The 25,096-nt window shown below is 69.5% G+C and carries 20 protein-coding genes; 17 read left to right on the top strand and 3 right to left on the bottom strand.

Features of this window, described 5'->3' with window-relative positions; genetic code table 11:
- The first annotated feature begins 190 nt into the window (after positions 1-190).
- The 12 genes from JQX13_RS38315 (at position 191) to JQX13_RS38260 (ending at position 15,168) form a co-directional block, all read left to right on the top strand.
- Positions 191-1,249 (top strand): substrate-binding domain-containing protein, encoded by a 1,059-nt coding sequence (locus JQX13_RS38315; RefSeq protein WP_203404370.1) that lies wholly within the window; start codon positions 191-193, stop codon positions 1,247-1,249.
- 201 nt (positions 1,250-1,450) lie between these two features.
- Complete coding sequence (locus JQX13_RS38310) at positions 1,451-4,180, top strand: hypothetical protein (RefSeq protein ID WP_203404369.1); 2,730 nt, start codon at positions 1,451-1,453, stop codon at positions 4,178-4,180.
- Between the two features lie 91 nt (positions 4,181-4,271).
- On the top strand, positions 4,272-5,969 hold the full coding sequence (locus JQX13_RS38305) for a DUF4397 domain-containing protein (protein ID WP_203404368.1): 1,698 nt from the start codon (positions 4,272-4,274) through the stop codon (positions 5,967-5,969).
- A 262-nt stretch (positions 5,970-6,231) separates the two neighbouring features.
- Entirely contained in the window at positions 6,232-6,768 is a 537-nt protein-coding gene (locus JQX13_RS38300; protein ID WP_203404367.1) for a hypothetical protein, read from the top strand.
- Between the two features lie 110 nt (positions 6,769-6,878).
- A complete protein-coding gene (locus JQX13_RS38295) occupies positions 6,879-7,043 on the top strand; it encodes a hypothetical protein (RefSeq protein ID WP_203404366.1) in 165 nt (54 codons plus the stop codon).
- Between the two features lie 79 nt (positions 7,044-7,122).
- A complete protein-coding gene (ppk1, locus tag JQX13_RS38290; RefSeq protein ID WP_203404365.1) occupies positions 7,123-9,282 on the top strand; it encodes a polyphosphate kinase 1 in 2,160 nt (719 codons plus the stop codon).
- 254 nt (positions 9,283-9,536) lie between these two features.
- Positions 9,537-10,364: a hypothetical protein gene (locus JQX13_RS38285; RefSeq protein ID WP_203404364.1), complete on the top strand. Its 828-nt coding sequence runs from the start codon at positions 9,537-9,539 to the stop codon at positions 10,362-10,364.
- A 44-nt stretch (positions 10,365-10,408) separates the two neighbouring features.
- On the top strand, positions 10,409-10,915 hold the full coding sequence (locus tag JQX13_RS38280) for a type IV pilin protein (RefSeq protein WP_239014103.1): 507 nt from the start codon (positions 10,409-10,411) through the stop codon (positions 10,913-10,915).
- Positions 10,916-11,039: 124 nt separating this feature from the next.
- Positions 11,040-11,741, top strand: coding sequence for a YebC/PmpR family DNA-binding transcriptional regulator (locus JQX13_RS38275; RefSeq protein WP_203404363.1), 702 nt, complete (start codon positions 11,040-11,042; stop codon positions 11,739-11,741).
- Complete coding sequence (locus JQX13_RS38270) at positions 11,738-13,540, top strand: tyrosinase family protein (protein WP_203404362.1); 1,803 nt, start codon at positions 11,738-11,740, stop codon at positions 13,538-13,540. The genes JQX13_RS38275 and JQX13_RS38270 overlap by 4 nt, the downstream gene beginning before the upstream one ends.
- A gap of 161 nt (positions 13,541-13,701) precedes the next feature.
- Entirely contained in the window at positions 13,702-14,133 is a 432-nt protein-coding gene (locus tag JQX13_RS38265; protein WP_203404361.1) for a hypothetical protein, read from the top strand.
- A gap of 180 nt (positions 14,134-14,313) precedes the next feature.
- Positions 14,314-15,168, top strand: a complete 855-nt coding sequence (locus tag JQX13_RS38260) for an alpha/beta fold hydrolase (RefSeq protein ID WP_203404360.1) — start codon at positions 14,314-14,316, stop codon at positions 15,166-15,168.
- 54 nt (positions 15,169-15,222) lie between these two features.
- Here JQX13_RS38260 and JQX13_RS38255 read toward each other — a convergent pair whose 3' ends face one another.
- Together JQX13_RS38255 and JQX13_RS38250 are read right to left on the bottom strand one after the other, a co-directional pair.
- Complete coding sequence (locus JQX13_RS38255) at positions 15,223-15,591, bottom strand: SPW repeat domain-containing protein (protein ID WP_203404359.1); 369 nt, start codon at positions 15,589-15,591, stop codon at positions 15,223-15,225.
- A gap of 3 nt (positions 15,592-15,594) precedes the next feature.
- A complete protein-coding gene (locus JQX13_RS38250; RefSeq protein WP_203404358.1) occupies positions 15,595-16,212 on the bottom strand; it encodes a vitamin K epoxide reductase family protein in 618 nt (205 codons plus the stop codon).
- Positions 16,213-16,499: 287 nt separating this feature from the next.
- Between JQX13_RS38250 and JQX13_RS38245 the strand changes: the two genes are divergently transcribed.
- From JQX13_RS38245 to JQX13_RS38225, 5 genes are all read left to right on the top strand, one after another.
- On the top strand, positions 16,500-18,167 hold the full coding sequence (locus JQX13_RS38245; protein WP_203404357.1) for an alpha-amylase family protein: 1,668 nt from the start codon (positions 16,500-16,502) through the stop codon (positions 18,165-18,167).
- A 247-nt stretch (positions 18,168-18,414) separates the two neighbouring features.
- Positions 18,415-19,158: a hypothetical protein gene (locus JQX13_RS38240; RefSeq protein WP_203404356.1), complete on the top strand. Its 744-nt coding sequence runs from the start codon at positions 18,415-18,417 to the stop codon at positions 19,156-19,158.
- Between the two features lie 13 nt (positions 19,159-19,171).
- The gene (locus JQX13_RS38235; protein ID WP_203404355.1) at positions 19,172-19,978 is read left to right on the top strand and encodes a hypothetical protein; all 807 of its coding nucleotides are present in this window, start codon (positions 19,172-19,174) and stop codon (positions 19,976-19,978) included.
- A 118-nt stretch (positions 19,979-20,096) separates the two neighbouring features.
- Positions 20,097-21,434 carry a sigma 54-interacting transcriptional regulator gene (locus JQX13_RS38230; protein WP_239014102.1) on the top strand — a complete coding sequence of 446 codons (1,338 nt, stop codon included), beginning with the start codon at positions 20,097-20,099 and terminating at the stop codon, positions 21,432-21,434.
- A gap of 39 nt (positions 21,435-21,473) precedes the next feature.
- Positions 21,474-24,224, top strand: a complete 2,751-nt coding sequence (locus JQX13_RS38225; protein WP_203404354.1) for a serine/threonine-protein kinase — start codon at positions 21,474-21,476, stop codon at positions 24,222-24,224.
- Here the strand turns inward: JQX13_RS38225 and JQX13_RS38220 are convergent.
- A complete protein-coding gene (locus JQX13_RS38220) occupies positions 24,221-24,937 on the bottom strand; it encodes a hypothetical protein (protein ID WP_203404353.1) in 717 nt (238 codons plus the stop codon). The two genes, JQX13_RS38225 and JQX13_RS38220, sit on opposite strands and share 4 nt — an antisense overlap.
- Between the last annotated feature and the right edge of the window lie 159 nt (positions 24,938-25,096).

Genomic DNA, 25,096 nt, shown 5'->3' with positions numbered 1-25,096 from the left:
ATCCGTGACACGATAGACAGTCGTGACATGTGACCTGCCGCTGGCGGAACTTTGACGCAATTGGAGCGCGAAGAAGCCCGGGGATTGAGGCACCTTGCGCTCCGTCGAAGCCGGCCCCCACCGGGTTCGACGGCTCTCCCAGAGTCATGTCTTGTCAAACTTGAGTCCCTCGCAACACGGAGCATCCGTCATGAACAAGATGAAGTGGGTGATGTCGGCCGCCGTGGTGGTTTCGATGTCTGTGGTGGGGTGTGGTGGTGCGGCCATGGAGGCCGAGCAGTTCGGGTCGGTGGCCCAGAACCTGGGTCCCAACAACGAGTTCTACGGTTCGGACACCCTGAAGGAGGTCCTGGTCGCCACCAATATTCAGTCCCAGGCCGGCCTGACCATCGAGGGCAAGGGCTCGAGCGTGGGTGAGGGCTGCCTGCGCAACGGCTCGGGCACGTTCTGCATCGGCCGTCAGCAGACGCTCGCGCCCATGTCGCGCGACTTCAAGGCGGGCACCTGCGCGGGTGGCGCCGCCTCCAATGGCGCCTGCTGCCCTGGCGAGTCCAGCAACGTCGTCGCGCTCGACGCGGTGAACGCTTTCGTCAGCACCTCCACCTACAACGCCCTCCCGGGCAACAGCATCACCTCGGCCAACCTGAAGAAGGCGTTCTGTGGCGACGGCAGCGGCAGCGCCGCCACCTGCGTCAGCAACTGGTCCGCGCTGGGCCGTTCCACCGCCGGCACCATCGTGAAGTACCGCCGTGACGACCTGTCCGGCACCACGGACACCTTCAAGTCGCTGCTCGGCTGCAGCAACTTCTGCGCCGACGTGGTCGTGATCAACGACGAGTCCGCCAGCAACCCCTCGGCCTGCTCCATCTCCGACAGCGCCACCACCTGCATCGGCAAGCTGACGGCGGCCAACTCCAACGCCATCGGCTACGCCGGTGACTCCGCCAAGCGCGCCGGCAACGCGGCGCTCAAGGTGGACGGCATCGCCCCCACCCAGGCCAACGTCCGCAAGCTGATCGCCAGCAACACCACGGGCGTCTACCCGCTCTCGCGCAAGCTCTTCCTCAACGAGAACAAGAACTTCCCGAAGGCCGCCCAGGAGCAGGCCCTCTATGACTGGGTCTACAGCAACCCCCAGGCGTTCGAGGACTTCCTGACCGAGCAGGGCTTCATCTCCTGCAGCGACATCAGCCCGCTCGGCTGCGGCGGGGACCTGGGCCGCGGCGCCGGCGTGTGCAAGGGCCTGTGAGCTGAATCCCCCTGTCTGAGCATTCCGCGGCCGGAGGAGCGCACCTGCTCCTCCGGCCGTTACCATTTCGTAAAGACATACAACCGTGACGAACCCCGCGGCCCTGGAAGATTACAGTCCGGCTTTCGTTACGATATTTTGTCAAACCCCTATTCACATTCTCCGATAAGGCTCGCGCAGCGCAGGAGGAGATCCGGCCTCATGGTGATGACAAGGAATGGGCTCGTCACGAGCCTCGCTCTCAGTGTGTCCATGCTCGTGGTCGTGACGACGGCGGGCTGCCCGTCCCCGGACAAGCCGGGCGTCCAGGATGCTGGCTCGGCGGACCCGGGTACGCCCGACGCGGGCGATGCCGGTCCCGGTCCCACGCCCGTCACCTGCAACCCGGCACGGTCGAACGAGCGGATCCCCCTGCGCCGCGCGGCGACGCGCGAGGTCGTCACGGAGACCTTCGACAACCTGAAGGCGAGCGTCGACGCGCAGTGTGGCTCGTGCCACAAGACCCCCGAGGCGCGGGGCGGCTTCCAGTACACCTCGGACCTCGCGGGCCTCCGGGTGGCGGCCCCGTCCCTGGCCCGCATGGCCACGCAGGGCGCCATGCCTCCCCTGCCCACCTCCGAGCAGCTCAAAGAGGCCGTGGCGCTCGGACAGGCGCTCACGTCCTGGCTCGCGCAGGGCGCGCCGGAGGGCACCTTCGAGGTGAGGGAAGAGGGCTCGTCCGACGGCGGCGTGACGGTGGGGCGTGACGTGGGCGAGGCGATGACCGACCTGGGCAACTGCATCCCCGAGAACAAGCCGCTGGGCAGCGATCCGGAGAAGGACGCCTGGTTCGCCAGCCTCACCGCCCTGCCCCGTTTCCTGTCCGAGACGGATACCGACATCGTGACCTTCGACGCGCAGAAGCTGGCCCAGCACGGGACCATTGCCTTCGCGCCCACCTATCCCCTCTTCTCGGACCACGCCAAGAAGCTGCGCCAGGTGCACGTGCCCGCCGGCCAGTCCATCCGGTACGACGCCACGACGAAGCGCTTCGAGATTCCTCCCAACACCCGCTTCTACAAGACGTTCTTCAAGCCGGTGAAGGACGCCCAGGGCCAGGTGGGCTACCGGAAGATCGAGACGCGGCTCATCGTCGTGCGCCAGCCGTGGCAGGAGTCGCTCTTCGGCACGTACATCTGGAACGAGGACGAGACGGTGGCGGAGCTGAATGACCTGCGCTACCGCGACGGCTCGAGCTTCTCCGATCGCGTCCTCGTCTACCGCACGGACGAGGCCACCGGCGCCACGCGCAACTACGCCGTCCCCGGCCGCCACCGCTGCATCGACTGTCACACCGGCTCCGAGGGGCAGAACTTCGTCCTCGGCTTCACCCCGCTGCAGCTCAACCGCCGGCCCGGTGGCGAAGGCGGTGTGGACGCCGAGACGGACGTGCTCGAGGACGAGCTCTCCCAGGTGGACCGGATGATCAGCTACGGTGTGCTCACCGGCATCCGCTCGAGCGCGGACCTGCCCAAGCTGGAGACGTACGGGAGCAAGCGCGCGCGCAATACGCAGGAGCTGGAGCTCCAGGGCTACTTCATCCCCAACTGCGCGCAGTGCCACAACCCCAATGGCTTCGCGGTGCTCAGCAACCCGTCGATTGCCTCGCTCGACTTCTCCGCTGGCGGCATCCTGTTCCAGTTCCCCACCTCACTGAAGGAGAGCAACGGGCTGCGCTCCTACGTCAACTTCGGGGTGACGGACTTCGCCGCCGACCTGAGGAGCCCGACCCCCGCCAGCACGCTCTTCCAGCGCGTCGCCCGCGACACCGACGAGCGCATCATCCACATGCCCGCCAACGTCCCCGGCCAGGACTGCCGCGCTCCGCTCCTGGTGGCGCGGTGGATCGCCTCGCTGGACTGGCCCCAGGACAGCGGGCTGAGCACGGCGCAGAAGGAAGCCAACCGTCAGGAGCGCCTGCGTCAGGCGGAGCTCGCCGTGAAGGAGACCTGCCAGGATCCCCCCGACGTGCGGTGGGTGTCCGAGGACTTCACCGACAAGGTCCCCTACGAGCCGCGCAACACCCGCTGGGAGTCCAGCATCGGCGTCCCGCCTTTCGACTACCTGACGCGCTACCCCATCACCGCGGAGCACGAGGCGCTCGCCCACCAGCGCATCCCCACCAACTTCTGGACTCCAAAGCCGGGTTGCCGCTTCGACACCAACGCTCCGCCGCCGGAGTCCGTCGAGCCATGGATGAAGGACACACTGGGCGCTCCCAAGCAGCCGTGGGGCGAGCTCTACTACACCACGCCCGGAGCCACGGTGTTCCAGGGCATCTGCGCCAACTGCCACGGCCGCGCGGGTGATGGCCAGAGCGGCGCCGCCAAGACGCTGGTCGCGCTCAACGGGGCGCGCGTGGCCAACCTCGCGAAGGGCCTGTTCGGCACCTCCTCCACCGGAGAGTCCCACCTGGCGATGTTCGAGCGGGCGCTCGGGCCGCACGGCGGTGCGCGCTACATGACGTGGATGGCCGCGGGTGGCACCACCGTGACCTTCACGCCGGAATTCATGCAGGCGTGGATCAAATACGGAGAGGTGGACATCGACTTCTCTCCCCGGGAGACGGACTGGGGCAAGTGGGGCGCCAACATGCTCGGAGCCGCCCGCGGCGCCTGCGATCTCGTGCGCGTCGGCAAGTTCGGCACCGGCTCGAGCGAGCCTCCCAGTGGCAACCCCAGCGCCATCGGCGGCGCCACGTTGTGGAAGAAGATCTGCACCCTCGACAATCCCCTCACCCCGGAGATCGAGGAGGGGACGGATTCCGCCGCGGTCTCGGAGTGGCTCCAGCACGCGCAGTTCAACGCGGGCGTGATGGCCTACTTCTACCTGCGCGATGAGCTGTCCAAGGGCCGCATCTACCCGCTGCGCAGTGAATGCGAGAAGCGGTGAGCCACGAGCACGGGTGATTCATGGACGGGGGCCGGAATCCCGCGCCCCCGCCCGCGGATGTCTGTCTTCTCATTCCTGTTGGAGAGCACGCGTGAAGAGGAACGTTCTGGGTGTCTGGTTGTTGATGACGGTCCTCGCCCTGACGGCCGGGACCACCACCGGCTGCGACGATGGCCCGGAGGACCCTCCCGGCAAGACGGATGCGGGCGAGACCCGGACGGACGCCGGAGACGGCCTTCCGGACGGAGGAGACGGCGGAATCATCGAGCCCCCGGTGGACGCGGGCACCGATGGTGGCACGGACGCGGGTGAGCCCGTGTCCAAGGCCTACGTCCGCTTCGTCAATGCCTACCTGGGCCTGAAGAACAACCCCAGCGACAATGCCGACGCGCCGTGGGACCCGTACAAGATCGACATCTACGTCGGGGACATGAAGCTGTTCCCGACGCCGGTGGAGCCGGGCGACGAGGCGGTGACGGCCTACCACGAGCTCGAGCTGCCCCCCGGTGAGAGCGTGCAGTTCGTCGTGCGCAACGCGGAGTCGGCGCTCACGGACGCTCCGGTGGTGACCTCGGAAGCCATCACCCTCGAGGACGGGGAACGGCTCACCCTGGTGGGCGTCGGGAACATCACGTACGCCGGCATGGATCGCATGGACAAGCCGCAACTGCTGGTGCTGAAGGAGTCCTTCGAGCCGGTGGAGGCGGGCACGGTCCGGGTACGCTACGTGACGGCGGACCGCGTCACCGGAACCAGCCGCAACCGCCGGCTCGCCAACGAGACGGGCGCAACGCCCTATACCACCGCGGTGGATCCGTACTCGGCCGACACGACCCCGGGCGGCGTTTCCATCCCGGCGGAGCCCCAGCGGCTGGCGATCATCGGCTCGCCGACCTTCGCGCCCTCGCAGAGCGGCAAGCTGTTCTTCTCTCCTCCGAGCGGGACGCTGGTGGAGGGAAGCGCCTGGTTCGCCATCACCACGGGTGATGACCGGCGCTCCCTGCAGGACGAGGGCGCTCCCGCGCTGCTGCTGGTCCCCGCGGGGAAGGACGGCACCGTGCGCCTGAAGCGCGATCCGCTCCTCTACTTCTTCCATGCGGTCAATCCGGCCACGGCCGACGCCTCCCCCACCCGGCTCCAGGTGCTCAACGGCTCGCAGATCATCGCCAGCAGCCTCCGGTACGGAGCCCTGCCAGCCATTGGCGATCTGCCGGTCACCCCAACGGGCGGGAAGCTTCACTTCACGCAATCGGGCGACAGTTCCGTGACGGTGCTCGCCGATGCCTCGACCGGTCCGCTCGAGGCGGGCCACCGCTACCTCGCCGTGGTGAGTGGCACCGAGGGCGCGCAGGTCCGGCTGACCGTCGTGAGGGATGAGTTCGCGCCGGACGCGGTGCCCGTGCCCCTGGTGCGGCTCATCCATGCCTCGCCCAACGCGCCGGCCACGCTCGACTTCGGTCACTTCGCGCCGCAGGCGGACGGCGACACCCGGGGAGCCTTCACGCCCGTCATCACCGGCACGGAGTACGGTTCGGTCGCCGGGCCCGCCACGGGGGTGTCCTTCCAGCCCCAGGTCATCGCCCCCGGCAGCTCCTACGCCTACTACGGCGTCCGGGCCACCGTGGGCGGCACGGTCATCGAGCGCTCGGTGACCGGCCCGGTCCTCACCACGCCGAACTTCGTCGTGCTGATGGGTGACTGGAACACCTCGCTGCAGTACCGGGCGCTCAACGTCCGCATCAACACCTGGTCCCCCACGGCCCCGGAGGGCTACTTCAGCGATCCGTGAGCCGGAGCCCCTCCCCCCCCGCCCTCTCCCAGAGGGCGGGGGTAAGGGAGGGATGTCCACCACCTGCCACCCGGTGGACCGCCCAGCAAGGGGGATGCCATTCGCGGAGAGCCCCTCCACGAATGGGAACCGGGGCCAACATGCGTGCGATGCGTGGTGCGAAAGAGCCGGCGCGTTTGCTGAACTGAACGATGCGGGCTTGCACGGCTGGCGGTACCACGCCCGAGCACTACATTTCGCTCCCACGCACAGGAGAACGCCCATGAAGCCCCTGCCCGCCAATCGTCCAGACCTCTGGAGCCAGCAGCAACGCGCCTGCACCCTGAGGGTATCGCGAGCAGAGCTCGAGCGACTCCTGGGGCCCGCGCTCGTGCACGACGCGGGGGACGGCCTGGGGCCCCGGTACCGGTGGGGGTTCCAGTTCGACTGCGGCCTCGAGGTGATGATCGATCTCCCCCGCCAGTCCACCTCGTCGCGCGAGGCGGTGCTCTGGATGGAGCACCTGGAGGTCGAGCACGCGCTGGCGCACCTGGGCCTCTCCACCAACCGGGTGCTCTGGCGGGCGGACATGCAGAATCCCCTTCCCCTGGAGGGCTGGGCCGTCGTCCGGCAGGCCGATGCGGACAACCGGTTCGACATGTGTGTGTTGTCCATCCGCGCCCACGCGGAGTGTCTGGCGCGGCTGATGGAGGAGGCGCGCGCCTACGCGCAGTCCTACGACGTGGAACGCCGGGGCACTCCGCCACGCGTGGCTCCCCGCCGCGCTCCCGAGTATTTCGCCGAGTCCATCGCCTCCTAGCCTCCCGCACGCCTGCCCTGCCGGCGTGCCTCCCTGCCAGACGTCCGCCGCGGACCCGTGCCTGGAACCTGTTCAGTACCCACCTTCGTGGGGAACCGGAGGTGACCGACATGGCAGGAGTTCGTGGAACGAAGGCGAAGAAGATGCAGGCGGAAGCATCCAAGGCAACGGGCCGTACCCGCAAGGGACGCAACAAGGTTCCCAAGATCACCCGGCAGGATTCGAAGAAGGGGCGCGCCAAGTCCGGCCAACGCATCGACACGCACGGCAACTGAGCACCCTTCTCCATGAAGTTTCACAATCCCACCGGCCCCAGGCTTGCTACACCGCTCCCGCATCACCATGAGAGCGGATATGTCCAAGCGTGCATCCTCGACCCGTGGTACCACCAGCAAGCCCGTTGAGCGGGACGTCATCCCGCAGGGCATGGACGTGCCGGACAGCGGCCTCTTCTTCAACCGGGAGCTGTCCTGGCTCGCCTTCAACAACCGGGTGCTCCAGCTGGCCGAGGATCCATCGGTGCCGCTGATGGAGCGCGTGAAGTTCTGCTCCATCTACGCCCGCAACCTGGATGAGTTCTTCATGATTCGCGTGGCGCGGCTGCACGAGCAGGTGCGCGGCCGCGTGGCCCGGCTCGTGCCGGACGGCGCCATCCCGGGCGAGACGCTCGACAAGCTCCATGAGCGCATCCTCGAGCAGGGCCGGCGCCATGCCGAGTGCTTCGAGAACCAGCTGCGCCCCGCGCTCGCGGAGAAGGGCCTGCGCATCCTCTGCATGAAGGATCTGGACGCGGAGGCGCGGGCCCAGGTGGATCAGCGCTTCCGCGAGCAGATCTTCCCCGTGCTCACCCCGCTGGCCATCGGCCTGGGACGACACTTCCCGTACATCTCCAACCTCTCCCTCAGCCTGGCGGTGCTGCTGCGAGATCCGGTGACGGAGCTGGAGAACGTGGCGCGGGTGAAGGTCCCCAAGGAGCTGCTGCCGCGCTTCGTCCCGCTCAAGGGGGGCACGTCCTTCGTCCCGCTCGAGGACATCATCGCCCACCACCTGGACGCCCTCTTCCCCGGCATGGAGGTGCTCGACCGGGGGCTGTTCCGCGTCACCCGCGACGCGGACTTCACCGTCTCCGAGGACGCCGAGGATCTGCTGGTGGCCGTGCAGACGGAGCTGCGCCAGCGCCGCTTCGGGGACGTCATCCGCCTGGAGGTGCAGGCGGGGATGAGCCCCAAGATGCTCGAGCCCCTCATGGAGGCGCTCTCCCTGGAGCCCCGGCAGCTCTACGAGGAGCAGGGCCTGTTGGACCTGTCGGACCTCATGTCCGTGGTGTCCACGCCGGGCTTCGCCGAGTTGAGGGATCCCCCGTGGACCCCCGTCACCCAGCCCCGCCTGAAGGCCGAGGGCGACGGCGGAGAGGTGGGCACGGTGATGTCGGCCATGCGCCGGGGGGCTCTGCTCGTCCACCACCCCTACGAGTCCTTCACCACCTCGGTGGAGCGCTTCGTCACGGAGGCGGTGGAGGATCCGGACGTGCTGGCCATCAAGCAGACCGTCTACCGCACGTCGGACAAGTCCCCGCTGGTGCCCGCGCTCATCCGGGCCACGGAGCGCGGCAAGCAGGCGGTGTGCATGGTGGAGCTCAAGGCGCGCTTCGACGAGCGCACCAACATCCAGTGGGCGCTCGCCCTGGAGGAGGCGGGGGTGCACGTCGTCTACGGCATCCCCGGCCTCAAGACCCACGCCAAGGCCATCCTCATCGTCCGCCGCGAGGGCGAGCGGGTGCGCCACTACGTCCACGTCGGCACCGGCAACTACAACTCGAAGACGGCCCGGCTCTACACGGACCTCGGGCTCTTCACCACGGATCCGGAGATCGCCGCGGACGTGGCGGACCTCTTCAACTTCCTCACCGGCTTCGCCCGCCCCAAGTCCTTCCGCAAGCTGCTGGTGGCTCCCATCAACATGCGCGAGGGCCTCCTCCAGGAGATCCGCCGCACCATCGACGCGCACTCGGCCGAGCGCCCCTCGCGCATCCAGATGAAGATGAACGCGCTGGTGGATCCGGCGATGATCCGCGCCCTCTATGACGCCTCCCGGGCCGGGGTGACGGTGGACCTCAACGTGCGAGGCATCTGCTGCCTGCGCCCCCAGGTCCCCGGCGTCTCGGAGAACATCCGCGTCGTCTCCACGCTCGGCCGCTTCCTCGAGCATTCGCGCATCTACCTCTTCGAGCGCGGCGGAGAGACGCGCTGCTACATCGGCTCGGCGGACCTCATGCCCCGCAACCTGGACCACCGCGTGGAGGCCCTCACGCCGGTGGAGGATGCCCAGCTCCTCGCCCAGATCCGGGATCTGCTCGAGCGGGGCCTCTCGGACAACACCCACGCGTGGGTGCTCGACGCGACCGGGGAGTGGAAGCGCCGCTCACCCGAGGGCGAGAAGCGCTGGGTCCAGGGCGAGTTGATGGAGCGCGCGCTCCGCATGGCCCAGGCCACCAGCGGGCGGCCGATGTCCTGAATTCTGGCTCCCCTGTTTTATTGCAACTACAAGCATTCAACCGGACGCGACGGCCGGGTTCGTGGGTGCCATACCCACCCCGAACCTGAGCAAGCAATGGATTGTGTTGAGGGCCTCACCAATCGGATGATGGGCACGTCGTCAACCCATGTGGGACCATGACAAACGATCCGGAAACCCAACCCCCCCCGACTTCGAATGAGGGTGAGGCAGCCGCGCCGGCGCCCGCCCCCAGGAAATTGGAACAGCCCGCGATGTGGCCCGGCAACGTGCCGTCCCAGGCGCAGGCGTTGGAGGTGCTGCGGGGCCAACGGATGCTGGCGGTGTCGCTGCCCGGGGCGCGCAAGCTCCAGGACAAGCTCACGATGCCCGAGCGCGAGGCGCTCCAGGACGACGGACTGGCCGATTGCCTGCGGGATGCGGTGGCGGTGCGCTGGCGCCTGGCGGCGGCGCAGGATCTGCTGCTGAGCGCGGGCGGCAAGGTGGATGAGGTGGCGCTCAACGCGCTGCTCGCCGAGGTGGACGGAGTCCTGGAGGCACTGCGCGCCGCGAACCCGGCCTCGCCGGACCTGGCGCTCGCCATCGATCGCACCTGGGAGACGCTGACCCAGGAGGCCGTCGACTTCTCCAGCAACGTGAAGGCGGCCTCGAACCAGGAAGCCCCTCCCGCCCCCGTCCACGCGGCGCCGAAGAAGCACGCCGCCACGGGCAAGGTGACGTTCCAGCCGGACGTGCCCGAGGAGCGGAAGGCCCAGGGGTCGCGCAAGGCGCTGTTCGCCGCCCTGGCCCTGGTGGTGCTCGCGGTGGGCGCGTACCACGGCGCCAACGTGTCGCGGAACAACCAGCGGCAGCAGCAGTCCTCCTATCCGGGCGCGCCGCCGAGCACCTTGATCATCCCGCATCAGACCAATGGGTCGCTGATGATGCAGTCGACGCGCACGGGTGAGCTCACCCCGGAGCAGCAGGCCTGGCTCGAGCAGCAGAAGGCCAAGGGCATGCAGGTGAAGTCACTGGGCCAGGGTAGCTATCTCCTCACTCCCGCGTCGAACACCCCGGTCACCGCCGGCAATACCGCTCCGTGATCCTCGAGATCCTTCCTTTCCTTTCGTGTCGAAGGGGGCCAGTCATGGCGAATCGAATGTCGCAGCATCCCGTCCGTGCCCGTCGGGGCTTCACCTTGATCGAGCTGATGATCGTCGTCTGCATCATCGGCCTGCTCGCCACGGTGGCGCTGCCGGAGTTCCAGAACGTCATGTTCCGCACGAAGCAGGCCGAGCGCGAGATGATGATGGGCTCCATCATGCGCGTGCTGAACGAGTACACCGCCGCGCACGGTGGAAAGTTCCCGGGCGGAGACGTGCCGGACCTGCCGTGGAACCCGGACCACGAGGCGGACGGCAGCAAGCAGGCCTTCACGATGAACCTGGGTCACTGGGCGGACCTGGGCTGGGGTCCCGATGGCCTGCTCTACTACCGCTATCAGGTGATCAGCACCGGGCCCGATACGATCATGGTGATGTCCAAGGCCGACCTGGATCGCGACGGCAACGCCAACATCAAGTCCATCGAGTACAAGCTCCAGAACGGCTCCTGGCAGCGGCTCTCCGAGAAGGAAGAGGGCGGCTGGTTCTGAGCCCTCCCCCGGTCTCCGGGTAGCCACCGGGAGGGAGGCCCGGCCAGCTGCTGCTCGCTGGCCCGTGGACTCCCGGGTCCTTGAATTGGTGAACCCCGACCCGGAATGAGGTAGGAGCGCTCCCATGGGCGCTCAATGGAAGCACAAGGGCCGCACCGAACATGCGGCCGCGAAGGGCCGGCTCTTCACGAAGCTGGTCAAGGAAATCATCGTCGCCGCCAAGGCCGGCGGTCCCGACCCGAGCAGCAACCCCCGCCTGCGCATGGCGGTCGAGCAGGCGAAGAAGGGCTCGATGCCCCGCGACACGCTCGAGCGCGCCATCAAGAAGGGCGCCGGCCTGCTCGATGAGCCCGTGAACTACGAGCTGGTGACCTACGAGGGCTTCGCCCCGCACCAGGTGCCGGTCATCGTCGAGTGCCTCACCGAGAACAAGAACCGCACCGCCACCAACATCCGGGTGCTGTTCCGCAAGGGCCAGCTCGCGAGCAGCGGCGCGGTGTCCTGGGACTTCAACCGCCTGGGCGTCATCGAGGCCACGCCGCCCGAGGGGGGCGCCGATGCGGAGACCGCCGCCATCGAGGCGGGCGCGCAGGACCTCGAGGCCGCGGAGGAAGGTGCCACCCGCTTCCTCACGAACCCCACCGAGCTCGACGCGGTGAGCAAGGCGCTGGCGGGCCTGGGCTGGACGGTGAGCTCGCAGAACCTCGCGTGGATCGCCAAGAACCCGGTGCACCTCGAGGGTGAGGCCCGGACCGAGGTCGAGTCGTTCCTCGAGGCGATGGACGAGGACGACGACGTCCAGAACATCTACGTCGGCCTCAAGTGAGCCTCTCGGAGCTGCATGCCCGGACCCGGGCCCTGCTGTGCCGGGAGTCCCCACCGGTTCCCCTGCCGATGACGCCCCGGGGGGAGCTCGCGCCATTCGAGCCCCCCTCTTCCGCCCATCGCTTCCTCCCCTTCCTGCCCGCCCACCTCCAGCGGGCGGTGTCCCTGGCGGCCCGCTTCATGGAGCTGGCCAACGCGCGGCCCGGCGAAGAGGGACTGGCGGCGGTGCTCGACGAGGCCGAGCAGCGGATCCAACGAGGGGACCCCGAGTGGGTGAAGTACGCGCTGCGCGTCTTCATCGCCCACCACCCCGAGGGCCGCCACCTGCCCGTGCCGCCCCTGCACGAGCGCGCTCCGCACCTGGTGGTGCCCTCGCTGCGCCCGGAGCTTCCCCGCAGGGGCAACCCGGGGACGCCCGGCGCGGAGATCTGGCTCGACTACTTCCGCGAGGACACGGGGCTCAACGAGCACCTCGACACGTGGCACGTGCAACACCCGGCCACCGGGTACCCGGACCCCACGCGGCCCGAGCAACGCCTCCTCCAGGACCGGCGGGGAGAGCTGTTCTGGTACGTGCACCAGCAGCTGCTGGCCCGCTACGACACGGAGCGGCTGGCGTTCGGGATGCCCCGCGTCGAGCCCCTGCAGGACTACGCGTCCCCCATCAACGAGGGCTATGACGCCCGGCTCCCCGGCTTCGCGCCCCGGCCGCCCGGCCTGAGCCCGAGGGGGGTCGCCGACTACGACATCGCGGATCACGCCATGCGCCGCGACCGGCTCTTCACCGCGGCCTCCTCGGGGCTGCTGTGGCAGGGCTCCACGCCCCTCTTCATCGAGGACCTCGAGCAGCTCGCCGACACCGCCGAGTCCAACATGGGCTCCGTGGATGGCGAGGCGTGGGCGGATCCGCTCGGCCCCTACGGCTCGCACCACAACCTGGGGCACGTGCTCCTCGCCTGCCTGACGGGCCCTCGCGACAGGTCCGGCCTCCCCGGTGTCATGGCCTCTCCGGCCACCGCGGCGAGGGATCCCCTCTTCTTCCGCTGGCACCGCCATGTGGACGACATCATCGACACCTGGCAGAGCACCCATCTGCCGCCGCACGAGCTGTCCGATGGACCCCAGGTGCTGGTGCGCAAGTGGCTCGGAGATGGGGTCGCTCCGTTGCACCAGAGCCCGGACATCCTCCTGTGCTTCGACCAGGACATCCCCGGGGCGGCGTCACCGGACTTCGACGGACAACGCTGGAGCGAGGAGACCTTCGGCGGCGACTACTGGACCAGTCCCCCTCCCTCCTTCCGATCGAGCACGCACACGCTGCGCACCCGCATGGCGCAACACCCGGTGCGACTCCCGGACGGGCGGGAGATCCTCAAGCCGCGCCTCGAGCACGACGCGTTCCACTACGTCCTGCGGGTGGAGAACCTGCTGCCCCGCGAGCAGAAGGTGACGGTGCGCATCCACGTCGCTGCGGATGCGTTCGCCGAGGAGCGCCGGATGTGGATGGAGATGGACCGCTTCGACCACACGCTGCGGCCCTCGGAGCAAGCCGTCATCTTCCGGCCCGCGAGCCTCTCGTCCGTGGTGCGCGAGCGCGGCTGGCCCGCCCACCTGCTGCTGCCGCGCGGCCGGCGCGAGGGCATGCTCTTCCGCTTCATGGTGATGATCACCCCCGCGGATCAGGAGCTCGTGGCCGGCCATCCGTTCGACCGCCCCCTCCCCCCGGGACAGCGCATCGCGGATCTGCTCGCGCTGCCCAATGTCGCCACGCGCAACATCTGGATCACCCACGTCTCCTGAGCGGGGGCAAGTCCATCTGGACGGTGAACGCTCCCCCCCATGAGAGCGGATACCCGGATGGCAGACGGGCGGCAAACCCCTTGATGCCCCCTGGCAACTCCTTGAAACACGCCCGGGTGCCCATCTCTCGGATTGAGCGCTTTCAACCCTGGAGGGTGGAGATGAGAGACAAAGGATTCCGACGGTGGACGGCACTCGGAGCACTGATGTCGACGGCACTGCTGGGCGGGGCCTGCGAGGAGCGTCGGATCGAGAACATGCCGGAGACGGGCTCGGAGTGGGAGGGCACCGTCAACGAGTCCCAGGATCTCGAGAGCTTCGTCGAGCCACCGCGCAACGAGAATCAAGGAAGGGGTGGCTCCGGGATCATCGAGGAGGAAGTCCCTTCGCCGAGGGATGAGCCGATGCCGCAAATGGACGTGAAGCCCCGCTTCCAGCAGGAAGGCTACGACACCGAGCTCGAGCAGCAGCGGGAATTGGGGCCGGGCGGAGCCATCGGCACGCAGCCGCAAGGCGGAAGGAATACGCAACCGGGTTCGTCCGAGCGCGACGAGGCGACGCCGCGGCAACCCGCCCAGGGAGACGAGCGCTGAACACGCCCGAGCCCTCCGGCGGAATCCCTCTCAGGAGGGACGTAGCACCCGGGTGCCCGCCGGCCCTGGACCCAAGCGCACAGTGCTCGGCCCGTGGTCAGGCGTTGACTTGAAATTGACAGGGGGGGACGCCGTCTTCAGCTTGCACCCGAGAGGAAAGGCGTGTGCCGAGGAGTGGAGATGGACCATGTCGCGTTCCGTGCCCGTCAGCAGGTGCTCGAGCTGGAAGGCATCGTCCCGCTTCCGGTGCGTGTGGCGTACACGGACGTCGGCCAGGGGCCTCCGCTCGTACTGCTGCACGGCATCCCCACCTGGTCCTATCTCTACAGCGAGGTCATCCCCCTGCTCGCCCCGCGCTACCGGGTGATCGCACCGGACTTCCTGGGGCATGGATGGTCGGACCGGAGGGACTGCTTCGATCGGTCCCTGCGAGTGCATGCACGGCTGGTGCTCCGGCTCCTCGACGCATTGGGGCTCGCGCGAGCCACCCTGGTGGGGCACGACACCGGAGGAGGCGCGGCGCTCATCCTGGCCATCGAGCATCCCGCGCGCGTCGAGCGGTTGGTGCTGACCAACACCGTTGCGTACGACTCCTGGCCCATCGACGACATGCTGGCGCTGGCCAACCCACGCTGGCGCCAGAAGCCCCCCGAGGAAGTGGTGCGATTCCTCCAGGAGGGGCTGCCAGAGGGGCTGTCACGGCCGGAGCGGCTCACGGCGGAGTTCCGCGAGGGCATCGTGGCTCCGTACGCGGACGAGGAGGGAAAGCTGAGCCTCATCCGCGACGCTTCCGCCCTCAACACCAACCACACCACGGCGCTGGTGCACCGGCATGGAGACATCACCGCGCCCACCCTCCTGCTCTGGGGAGAGGACGACCCGCAGCAGCCCGTCTCGGACGGTGAGCGGCTCGCACGGGAGATTCCGGGCGCCACGCTGGTACGCGTGTCACGAGCCTCACACTGGGTGCAGCAGGACGCCCCGGCGGAGTTCGCCGAGACCGTGGCGGCGTTCCTGGAGGGGAGCTCGCGTTGAGGCGGAGCGGGGGCCTCCCCGCGGGGGTTGCGCGGGCCCCGCCGCGAAGCTCCCTCATGCCCGGGAGCGGGCACGTTGCGCATGGAGCTCGCGCCAGGGCCGTGGGGGCTTGTTGGCCTCGTTGGGGATGATGGCGAAGAGGACGAGGATGAGGCCCACGAAGATGTTGTTCTGGTAGCCCGGGGCCGAGGGATAGCCGCCCACGAAGTAGCCGAAGCCCACCAACCACGCGGACACCGCCAGGAGTCCGAGGTGCGCATGGCGCGTCCTCTCCCAGCAGGAGAGCAGCGCGAGCGTCATCGTGAGGACCCCGCACGTGAGATCATTCACCCATTGCCCGCTCGCGCCCTCGGGGTGGCGGAAGATGAAGGGGCTGAGCACCAACCACAGTCCAAGCAGGGTCTCCACGACACGTGGCCACATGGTTCACCTCGGCTGCAGGGCCACCGCGTCCGCCATGGCGGAGGCGCGTCCCCAGAAGACGTTCCAGAAGAGGCGCTTGTCATGGGTGTAGCGCCACACCCGGCGCAGGTACTTCATGCAGGCCCACACCTCGTCGTAGGCGAGCACCACCAGCGTGAGCGAGATGGCCGCCGTCACCAGGCACAGGAAGCACCAGCTCCCCACGATGAATCCCTGGGTGACGACGAGCGCCGCACTCACGATGCCCAGGGGAATGACATCCAGGCCGAAGAGAACGACCATCCACGGCCGGTACTGCCAGCGACGGGTGCTGCCCACCAGACAGAACACGCACTCGCTGAGATAGGCCCAGGCGCCGAAGGCGGCATCCGGTACGTGCAGCAGCCTGTCCATCCGCTTCGCCGCGCTCGACTGGAGAACCTTCTCGCTGCCCTGGCCGAAGACGGGATCCCACACCGAGTCGATGAGCCCCCATTGGAAGAGCGCGAGGTAGGCGGAGATGACGACGCCCGCTCCGGCCAGCAGGGCGATGGGCACCCGCTGGCGCCAGGATGAAGGATTGCGTTCGAAGGGGGGAGCATTCACCCCCAGGTCCACTGCCTCCCTCCAAGTCGCCTCCATGCGCCTGCCTTCCCTCATGCCCCCTGGGGCTCGAGGCGGGCTCTCGCCGCCCGCCGGCCTGATCACGGCTCATGGTTGGAGGTAGGAACGCACCGGAGGGCCGACAAACAACCCCCCTGAACCGCGAGTCGGTCCGCCCGCGGAAGGAGCGGGCAGGCGGGCCTGGGTTCCATGAGGGCCCGGGTTTCATGAGGGGCTTGGGCCGTGCATCGGCGTGATGCAGCTTGTGCCACACGCAAGCAGTTCCATCCCGCCCTTGGAAACACCCATACCCGAGCAGCGTCCGGATGATTGAAGACCTCTGGTACAAGAACGCCGTCATCTACTGTCTGGACGTCGAGACGTTCATGGACGGCAATGGCGACGGTGTGGGCGACTTCCTCGGGCTGCGCCGCCGCCTGGATTACCTCGCCGGGCTCGGCGTCACGTGTCTGTGGCTCCTGCCGTTCTTCGGCTCGCCCAACCGCGACAACGGCTACGACGTGAGCGATTACTACACCGTGGATCCACGCCTGGGAGACCTCGGCGACTTCGTCGCCTTCAGCCAACAGGCGAAGCTCCACGGAATCCGGCTCATCATCGACCTGGTGGTGAACCACACCTCGGACCAGCACCCGTGGTTCCAGAAGGCGCGGCGGGACGAGCGCTCCCCGTATCGCGATTATTTCCTCTGGTCGAAGGAGAAGCCCGCGGACTGGGACGAGGGGATGGTGTTCCCCGGCACGCAGAAGGCCACCTGGACGTACGACGAAGAAGCAAAGGCCTATTACTTCCACCGCTTCTACGCCTTCCAGCCGGACCTCAACATCTCCAACCCACGCGTGCGCGGCGAGATTCTCAAGATCATGGGCTTCTGGCTCGAGCTGGGGGTGTCTGGCTTCCGCGTGGACGCCGTGCCGTTTCTCATCGAGCAGAGGGGTCTTCCCCAGAAGCGCCGCGAGGAGGACGCCTTCACCTTTCTTTCGGAGATGCGGGAGTTTCTGTCCTGGCGGCGTGGTGACGCCATCCTGCTCGCCGAGGCCAACGTGCCGATGGAGGATATCGGCGCGTACTTCGATGACGGGCATCGAATGCAGCTCGTCCTTCATTTCCTGGCCAACCAGAAACTCTTCCTGTCCCTGGTGGACGAGGACGCGACACCGCTCGTCCAGTTGCTCGAGACGAGCCCCCGGTTCCGGCCTGTCGCCCAGTGGGCGCAGTTCCTGCGGAACCATGATGAGCTCGACCTGGGCCGGCTGACGGATGCCGAGCGCCAACGGGTCTTCCAGAAGATGGGCCCGGAGCGGGAGATGCAGCTCTATGGCCGGGGACTGCGCCGAAGGCTGGCGACGATGTTGGAGGGAGATGCGCACTGGCTGAACTTCGCCTACAGCCTCCTCTTCACCCTCCCAGGTACTCCGGTGCTCTGGTACGGAGAGGAGATTGGCATGGGCGAGCACCTCGGGCTGGAGGATCGCCAGAGCGTGCGGACGCCGATGCAGTGGTCCAGCGACCCGAACGCGGGCTTCAGCCGGGCCGCGGACACGGTGAAGCCGCTCGTCGAGGAGGGGCCCACCTCCTACCGGCGCGTCAACGTGGCGAGCCAGCGCCGCGACCCGGACTCCCTGCTCAACCACGTGGAGCGTCTGGTGCGCATGCGCAAGGAGTGTCCGGAGCTCGGGTGGGGTGAGTACAGCGTCCTGGACACCGGTGCCAGGAGTGTCCTGGGACTGCGTTACGACTGGAAGGGCAACGTCATGGTGGTGCTGCACAACTTCGCGAGGGCCCCACGCGCCGTGACGCTGGAGTTGAAGGGAGCCCGGTCCGCCACCCTGGTGAACGTCTTCTCCGGGGAGCACGTGAAGCCATCACGCGACGGGGTGTACCCGCTACGGCTGGAGGCACATGGCTTCGGCTGGTTCCGGCTGGGCGGGCACGACGTGGGCTCCGCCGAGGGGGTGGAGCGCACGCGGTAGAGGCGCTCGCGCGATGTTCGCGGCTCGAACCTCCCTGAGCACGCCGGGGAGCACTGTCTCCTCCAGTGCCCACCTCCCCAGTGCTCACCCCCCTCATCGCGGCGCACCACCACCACGCCAAGGCCTCTCATTCCGCGGGCTTGCGCCGGTCCGGCGCTTCCGAGGCTCCTTGCACGCGCCTTGCTAAGGGGGCGGCCGACGCGCGGCAGTGGAACCGCCGGGCACCACGGAGGCACGCCACATGGGAATGAAGCGATGGGTCACGGCGGCATGGCTGGTGACAGCCGCCACGGCGGGAGTGTTCGAGCTGTTCCCGCGCGACCCGGAGGAGGAGCGCACGCTCCTCGCAGGTGGTGCCCCTCCCGAAGCCCGTGCCACGCCCGCGCGTGGCCCCACGGGGGCTGCTCCGCCCACCTCGTCCACCGAGCACAAGTTCCACGCGCGCGTCCGCGACGCCCTCGCCACGCCGACGCCCGCCGGAGAGGCACGAGCGCCCGTGGAGAAGCTGCCGGTGCCCGACCCGGTGCGCTTCGCGCGGGTGATGGAGGAGGCCGTCCGCGAGGGAGTCCTGGCCGACCCGCGCCACGCGAGCGAGGAGACCCACCCACTCTCCCGCTTCACCCCCGAGCAGCGGAAGGAGCTCCATGCGCGCCTGCAGCGCGCCACCAATGAGCTGGCCTGGTACCGGGAGCGCGCGCGCGTGCTCCAGACGCGCCTGGCCGCGCTCGCGAAGGAGGGGGGCTCGCCGCCGCTCGCGCTCGAGGGGTTGGAGGTGGAGTTGCTGCGCACCGAGCGCGCGGCGGCGGGTAACCGGGCCTACGTGGAGATGATGGCACCGAAGCTGGCCGCGGCGCGGATGCCCCCGCCTCCGCCGCCACAGGAGGGGTGGGTGCCACCCCCCTCCCCACCCCATTCGCATGAGCATGAGCACGCTCCGGGCGAAGTGCCGCCGGAGCCGACGGATCCGGGCATGGAGGGTCATGCCCCTTGAGCAGGGAGAAACCATGTCGGAACAGTCGTCCTGGAAGAAGCGCGGAGTGGTGGTGGGAGTCGCCGTCTCGGTGGCCGTGCAGGGCCTCACCTCCGCGCAGGCATTCTACGCGAAGGCGCATCGGAACATGGCCGAACAGGTGGCGCGCGCGGGCGGTATGACCAACAGCACCCTCATCACCCAGCTCCGCGGGGAGGCGCCCTGGGCGGACACCACGGCCGCCGAGGACAACGTCGGGGCCTACGGCTACGACGAGGAGCTCAACCCCGCCTACGACACGGGTGCCGCCATCCCCGGCGCCAACGCGGACCACTGGCTCGACATCACCAACTACGACAGCTGGGCGCTCGCGCCAGACGGCGAGGCCCACAAGGTGGCGCAGAAGTTCTTCGACAACGCGAAGCAGGCCTTCGCCGCGGGCAACAACACCCTCGGCTGGAAGCTGGTGGGCCGGGGCAACCACTACATCCAGGACATCGCCCAGCCCTACCACACCGTGTTCTGGGAGAACGCGGACATCGTCAATGGCGACGCCCAGGTGGAGCACTTCGCCTACGAGAAGTGGGTGGACGACAACTGGGAGGAGCTCAACCTGTCCTCGTGGGTGCGCTCCGGCGCGGCGCACGCGCATGAGCTCCAGGGCAAGACGGTGAAGGAGATCGTCGTGGACCTGGCCCGCATCTCCAAGGCCCACCTGAAGTACGTCAAGGATCGCAAGTACGCGGCCAACCCCTGGGCCACGCAGGAGCTCATGTACTACGCGGGGCGCGCCATGGCCGCCGCCCAGGCCCAGGTGGTGGGCAACCGGCTCCACTTCTGAGGGAGCGCCCTCGGGGAAGCCCGTGCACCCCGAGGGCCGGAGAAGGACGCCCATTGGGAGAGACAGGAAGCAGGGAGAACCCGTACTATCGGGTAACCTCCCCCCCTGTGCTCCGGCCATGTCCGACCCCATCACCCAGCGCATGTCCCGCGCCTCCCGCGTCCGGCTCGACTCCACGTCAGGAGCGCTTCAGCTACGGCGCTACCGGCTGAGCGTGGTGTCCGGACCGGATGCCGGACACACGATGCTCCTGGAGGACTCGCTCGTGCTCGGCAGCCGGCCGCGGACGGGCATGCGCCTGTCGGACCCGGCCGTCTCCCGCGAGCACGTCGAGCTGCAGCTGCGCGAGGAGGGGGTGTGGGTGCGGGACCTGGGCTCCACGAACGGGACCTACCTGTCGGGCGCCCGCATCCGGGAGGTGCTCGTCGAGCGCGAGGCCACGCTGACGGTGGGCAAGAGCGTCTTGCGGCTCGTCCTGGAGCAGGCGGACGTCGGGCCGGCGCTGGCGCTGCCCGTGCAATTCGGTGGGGCGATCGGACAGAGCGTGCGCATGCGCCAGCTCTTCGGCTTCCTGGAGCGGGTGGCGGAGGTCGACTCGACGGTGCTGCTGCTCGGGGAGACGGGGACGGGCAAGGAGGTGCTCGCCGAGGCCATCCACCGGGCCTCGCCCCGCCGGGACCGGCCCTTCGTCGTCATCGACTGCGGGGCGGTGGCCCCTTCGCTGGTGGAGAGCGAGCTGTTCGGCCACGTCCGGGGGGCCTTCAGCGGCGCGGCGTCGGACCGCGACGGTGCGTTCCTCGAGGCGGATGGCGGCACGGTCTTCCTCGACGAGGTGGGCGAGCTGCCCCTCGAGCTCCAGCCGAAGCTATTGCGCGTCCTGGAGACGGGCAGCGTGAAGCGGCTGGGCGAGAACCGCACGCGCAAGGTGGACATCCGCGTGGTGGCCGCCACGCACCGGGAGCTCACCGGGCAGGTGGCCGCGGGCCGCTTCCGGCAGGATCTCTACTTCCGCCTCGCCGTGGTGCTGGCACGCGTGCCCGCGCTGCGCGAGCGCGCGGAGGACATCCCCCTGCTGGTGCACCACTTCATCTCCCGCCTGGGCCGGCCGGACTTCGAGCTCTCCCCGGCGCTCATGGAGCAGCTCACCGCGCACGCGTGGCCGGGCAACGTGCGCGAGCTGCGCAACGTGGTGGAGCGCGCGCTGGTGGGGCCGGAGCCGGACCTGACACCCGAGGCCGCGGCCAGTCCGGCTCCCGTGCCGCTGGAGCCCGGGCTCGTCCAGCTTCCCTTCAAGGAGGCCAAGGAGCGGCTCGTCGAGACCTTCACCCGTGACTACCTCGTGTCCCTGCTCGAGCGCTGCCAGGGCAACATCTCCGAGGCGGCGAGGACCGCCCAGCTCGGGCGCAACCACGTCCACCGCCTGGTGAAGCGCTACGGGCTGAAGGGACAGGAGTAGACGCCCGGCGCCGGGTGGACAGGCGGCAAGGAAATGGGCGTGCTCGCGGAACAGCCAGATGAAACCCCCTCCCCCACCCTGGTGCTGGACGCGCGGCAGCACCTCTCGCCGGAGGGGCTGGCGCGGGGCGCCTCCGTGGGGCCCTACCTCGTGCTCGACCGGCTGGGCCAGGGTGGCATGGGGGTGGTGTACGCGGCGTATGATCCCCGGCTGGACCGGCGGGTGGCCCTGAAGCTGCTGCTGCCCCGCGACACCGGGGGCGACCAGGAGGAAGCGAAACACCGGCTGCAGGCCGAGGCGAAGGCCATGGCCCGGCTGTGCCACCCCAACGTGGTGCCGGTGCACGACGTGGGCGAGTTCGAGGGCCGCGTCTTCATCGCCATGGAGTTGGTGGAGGGCGGCGCCACGCTGCGCACCTGGCTGCGCGAGGCCCGAAGGGACTGGAGGGACATCGTCCGCGTCTTCGTGGAGGCGGGCCGAGGGCTGGCCGCGGCGCACGCGGCGGGCCTCGTGCACCGCGACTTCAAGCCGGACAACGTGCTGGTGGGCCGGGACGGGCGGGTATACGTCACCGACTTCGGCCTGGCCCGCCCCGGCAGGGCGGACACACCGGCACCGGGCGGGCCCGCCTCGGACGCAGGAGGGGCGGCCGGGGCCGGACCGGGGGAGGCGCCGAGCGCGCCAGCGGGCACGCCCGGCTACATGGCCCCGGAGCAGTACCTCGGGGAGCCCCTGGATGGGCGGGCGGACGCGTTCAGCTTCTGCGTCTCCCTCTACACGGCCCTCCACGGCCAGCCCCCCTTCGCCGGCAGCACCCCGGCCGCCCTCGTCCAGGCCGCCCTCGAGGGGAAGGTGCGGCGCCCGCCGCGGGACTCGCGCGTGCCGGTGTGGCTGCACCGCGTGGTGCTCCAGGGCCTGAGCGCCCACCGGAGCGCGCGCTTCCCGTCCATGGACGCGCTGCTCGCGGCCCTGCAGGAGAGCCCGGCGGTGCGCTACCGACGGCGTGCACTGGGGGTGGGCGTCCTCTGCCTGCTCGCCGGCGGGGTGGCCCTGCACGCATTCGCCGCCGAGCGAGAGAGGGCGGAGTGCCAGCGGACGGGGCAGGCCCTCGCGGGCATCTGGGACGAGGCGCGCCGGGCCGACATGGAGCGGGCCTTCCTCGGCACGGGCCGGCCGGATGCGCCACAGACGTGGCGGCGGGTGCGGACGGCGCTGGACCGCTACACCCTCGCGTGGAGCCAGCAGCGCACCGAGAGCTGCCTGGCGGAGCGCGCGGTGGGCGAGGCGGGCCGGAAGCTGCTGGCGCTGCGCGCCGCGTGCCTGGAGGAGCGGCGCACCGAGGTGCGGGCCCTCACGGACGTGCTCCTCGGCGCCGACGCCCGGATGCTGGATGAGGCCGTCACCGCCACGGGGACGCTCCCCGCGCTCGAGCCTTGCGCTGACGAGGGCGCCCTCTACCGGCAGGTGCCGCTCCCTGAATCCGCGGAGCGCAGGGCCAGGGTGGAGGCCCTGCGCGGGAGGCTGGCGCAGGCCCGGGCGCACGGTGTCTCCGGAAAGGTGAAGGAGGGGCTGGAGGCCGCCGGGGCCCTGCTTCCGGAGGCGCGGGCGCTGGGCTACCAGCCGCTGGAGGCCGAGGTGCTCGTGCAGCTGGCGGAGCTCCAGCGCACCCACGGCGCGGACGGGGAGGCGGAGCGCATGTCACGCGCCGCCCTGGCCGCCGCCGAGGCCTCCCACCATGACGAGGTGAAGGCGCGAGCCATCGCCAACCTCGTCCGGCTGCTGTCGGACAACATGGCGAGGGCGGAGGAGGCCTCTCCCTGGTTCGAGCACGGCCTCGCCCTCCTCTCGCGGATGCCGCGCAACGATCGGCTCGCGTGGATGCTCCATGGGGACAACGGGTGGGCCTACTACCGGCAGGGCCGTCTCGCGGAGGCGGAGGAGCACTTCCGCCGGGCGCTGAGCCTGGCGGAGGGGGCGCTGGGGCCCGACTCCATGGAAGCAGCCGTCTCCCACTCCCGGCTGGGGAGCGTGGCCTGGTCCCGAGGGGACCATGCGCAGGCGCTCGCGTCCCAGCAGCGGGCCCTGCTCATCTATGAGCGGGCGCTGGGGCCCGAGCACCCACGGGTCGGAGCGGCCGCGCACACCGTGGGCACGGACCACCTCGCGCTGGGGCAGCCCGCGGAGGCGCTGCGGGCCTTCCTCCGCGCCCGGGCCATCTACGCCCGGGCGCTGCTGCCCACCCACCCCAACGTCTTCCGGTTGAAGCTCTCCATCGCCGAGACGCTGCAGGAGTTGGGGCGCCCCGAGGAGGCGCTCGCCTCCCTCCAGGACGCGCTGGACGTCTCGGCGCGGGAGCTGGGCGCGGACCACCCGGAGGTGGCCGCGGCCCACGGCGCCATGGCCTTCATCCTCCAGGAGCTCGGACGGGAGGACGAGGCGCTCGGCTACTTCGAGCGGGCGCACGCGCTCGCCACGAGGGCGCTGCCCGCCAGCCACCCGGGCGTGGTGGACGCCACGCACGATCTGGGCGTGGTCCACGTGCGCGCGGGCCGCGCACACCGCGCCGTCCCCCTGCTCGAGCGGGCCCTGGCGGCGGCACAGGACGGAGACGCCCCCACCACCAAGGTGGGGCGCATCCGCTTCCACCTCGCCGAGGCCCTGTGGGCGTCCGGAAAGGACCGCCCGCGCGCGCGGCGGCTGGCCCTGGAGGCCCGGGACGAACTGGTGGGGGACGGCGTGCGGCAGACGCGCGAGGAACTGGAGGCCTGGCTGCGCCAGCGTGCGCGTTAGCCGCGGCAGCGGATCTCGCAGCGCAGCTTCACCGGCAGGCCACCACAGCTCGACTTGATCGACTTCACGCCCCGCTTGCCGCAGCGCTTCTTGGCGACCGAGCTGCAGTGGTGCCGGTCGGCCAGGCAGGCGGCGACCGTCGCGAAGATGATGAAGATGATGATGGGCCCGCCCTGCTCGGATACCTCGCCCTCGCCCGCCCCATCGAATCCGATGAACGTCAAGGTGGCGATGGCACCGAGGACCGTCGCGAGGGTCTTGCGGTGCGTGGTGCCGCTGAGCGTCACCGTGGTGGTGCCCGCGTCGGAGTGGAAGGTCATCTGGCCCCGGTCCACGTCCCAGGAAACCTGGAGCGCGTCGCCCGCCGTCTCGCTGCGCAGGCTCTGGCCCTCGCTCTGGATGCGGACCTCTCCGGCGTCCGTGACCGGCGAGCGCAGCACGGTGTCCGGCTGGAAGCCCTCGTCGCCCACGGCCTCGCGCGCGGCCCGCACCAGTTCCTCCATGCTCAGCTGCTCCACCCGGACCTGGCCGTCCGGCGTGACGGTGCTCGCGGTGAGCATCGACACCTGAGACTCCGCACCGTCCGCGTCCACCGGATCTCCCCACTCGTTGACGGGAACCGGACCACAGCCCACGGTGAGGGTGAAGGACACCATCACCAGGGACGCCACCGCCGCCTGGAACCGCGAGAGACCCTGCCGCTCTGCACTCATGAGAAGCTCCTCTGGGAATGGGACGTCCGGCTGGACGCCCCGGGGGAGCCACCCCTTTCTGCAATGCGCGTGCGCGTTGGGTTCAGTTGGCAACCCCTGGAAATTCCAGGGGAGGAGGCGGCCAGCGCCTGCCGCATGGGCACGTGCTGAGCACGGCCG

The sequence above is a fragment of the Archangium violaceum genome, from assembly GCF_016859125.1.
GTDB classification, from domain to species: Bacteria; Myxococcota; Myxococcia; order Myxococcales; family Myxococcaceae; genus Archangium; species Archangium violaceum_A.
The sequence above is the reverse complement of the archived record's forward strand: the minus strand, read 5'-3'. Positions and strand labels throughout refer to the sequence as shown.

What these genes read in the sequence shown, in the direction of transcription:
- JQX13_RS38275 (WP_203404363.1), top strand. Translation starts at nt 11,040, where the DNA reads ATGGGCGCTCAATGGAAGCACAAGGGCCGCACCGAACATGCGGCCGCG.
- ppk1 (WP_203404365.1), top strand. Translation starts at nt 7,123, where the DNA reads ATGTCCAAGCGTGCATCCTCGACCCGTGGTACCACCAGCAAGCCCGTT.
- JQX13_RS38310 (WP_203404369.1), top strand. Translation starts at nt 1,451, where the DNA reads ATGGTGATGACAAGGAATGGGCTCGTCACGAGCCTCGCTCTCAGTGTG.
- JQX13_RS38300 (WP_203404367.1), top strand. Translation starts at nt 6,232, where the DNA reads ATGAAGCCCCTGCCCGCCAATCGTCCAGACCTCTGGAGCCAGCAGCAA.
- JQX13_RS38245 (WP_203404357.1), top strand. Translation starts at nt 16,500, where the DNA reads ATGATTGAAGACCTCTGGTACAAGAACGCCGTCATCTACTGTCTGGAC.
- JQX13_RS38280 (WP_239014103.1), top strand. Translation starts at nt 10,409, where the DNA reads ATGGCGAATCGAATGTCGCAGCATCCCGTCCGTGCCCGTCGGGGCTTC.
- JQX13_RS38220 (WP_203404353.1), bottom strand. Translation starts at nt 24,937, where the DNA reads ATGAGTGCAGAGCGGCAGGGTCTCTCGCGGTTCCAGGCGGCGGTGGCG.
- JQX13_RS38265 (WP_203404361.1), top strand. Translation starts at nt 13,702, where the DNA reads ATGAGAGACAAAGGATTCCGACGGTGGACGGCACTCGGAGCACTGATG.
- JQX13_RS38240 (WP_203404356.1), top strand. Translation starts at nt 18,415, where the DNA reads ATGAAGCGATGGGTCACGGCGGCATGGCTGGTGACAGCCGCCACGGCG.
- JQX13_RS38255 (WP_203404359.1), bottom strand. Translation starts at nt 15,591, where the DNA reads ATGTGGCCACGTGTCGTGGAGACCCTGCTTGGACTGTGGTTGGTGCTC.
- JQX13_RS38315 (WP_203404370.1), top strand. Translation starts at nt 191, where the DNA reads ATGAACAAGATGAAGTGGGTGATGTCGGCCGCCGTGGTGGTTTCGATG.
- JQX13_RS38295 (WP_203404366.1), top strand. Translation starts at nt 6,879, where the DNA reads ATGGCAGGAGTTCGTGGAACGAAGGCGAAGAAGATGCAGGCGGAAGCA.
- JQX13_RS38285 (WP_203404364.1), top strand. Translation starts at nt 9,537, where the DNA reads ATGTGGCCCGGCAACGTGCCGTCCCAGGCGCAGGCGTTGGAGGTGCTG.
- JQX13_RS38260 (WP_203404360.1), top strand. Translation starts at nt 14,314, where the DNA reads ATGGACCATGTCGCGTTCCGTGCCCGTCAGCAGGTGCTCGAGCTGGAA.
- JQX13_RS38235 (WP_203404355.1), top strand. Translation starts at nt 19,172, where the DNA reads ATGTCGGAACAGTCGTCCTGGAAGAAGCGCGGAGTGGTGGTGGGAGTC.
- JQX13_RS38230 (WP_239014102.1), top strand. Translation starts at nt 20,097, where the DNA reads ATGTCCGACCCCATCACCCAGCGCATGTCCCGCGCCTCCCGCGTCCGG.
- JQX13_RS38250 (WP_203404358.1), bottom strand. Translation starts at nt 16,212, where the DNA reads ATGGAGGCGACTTGGAGGGAGGCAGTGGACCTGGGGGTGAATGCTCCC.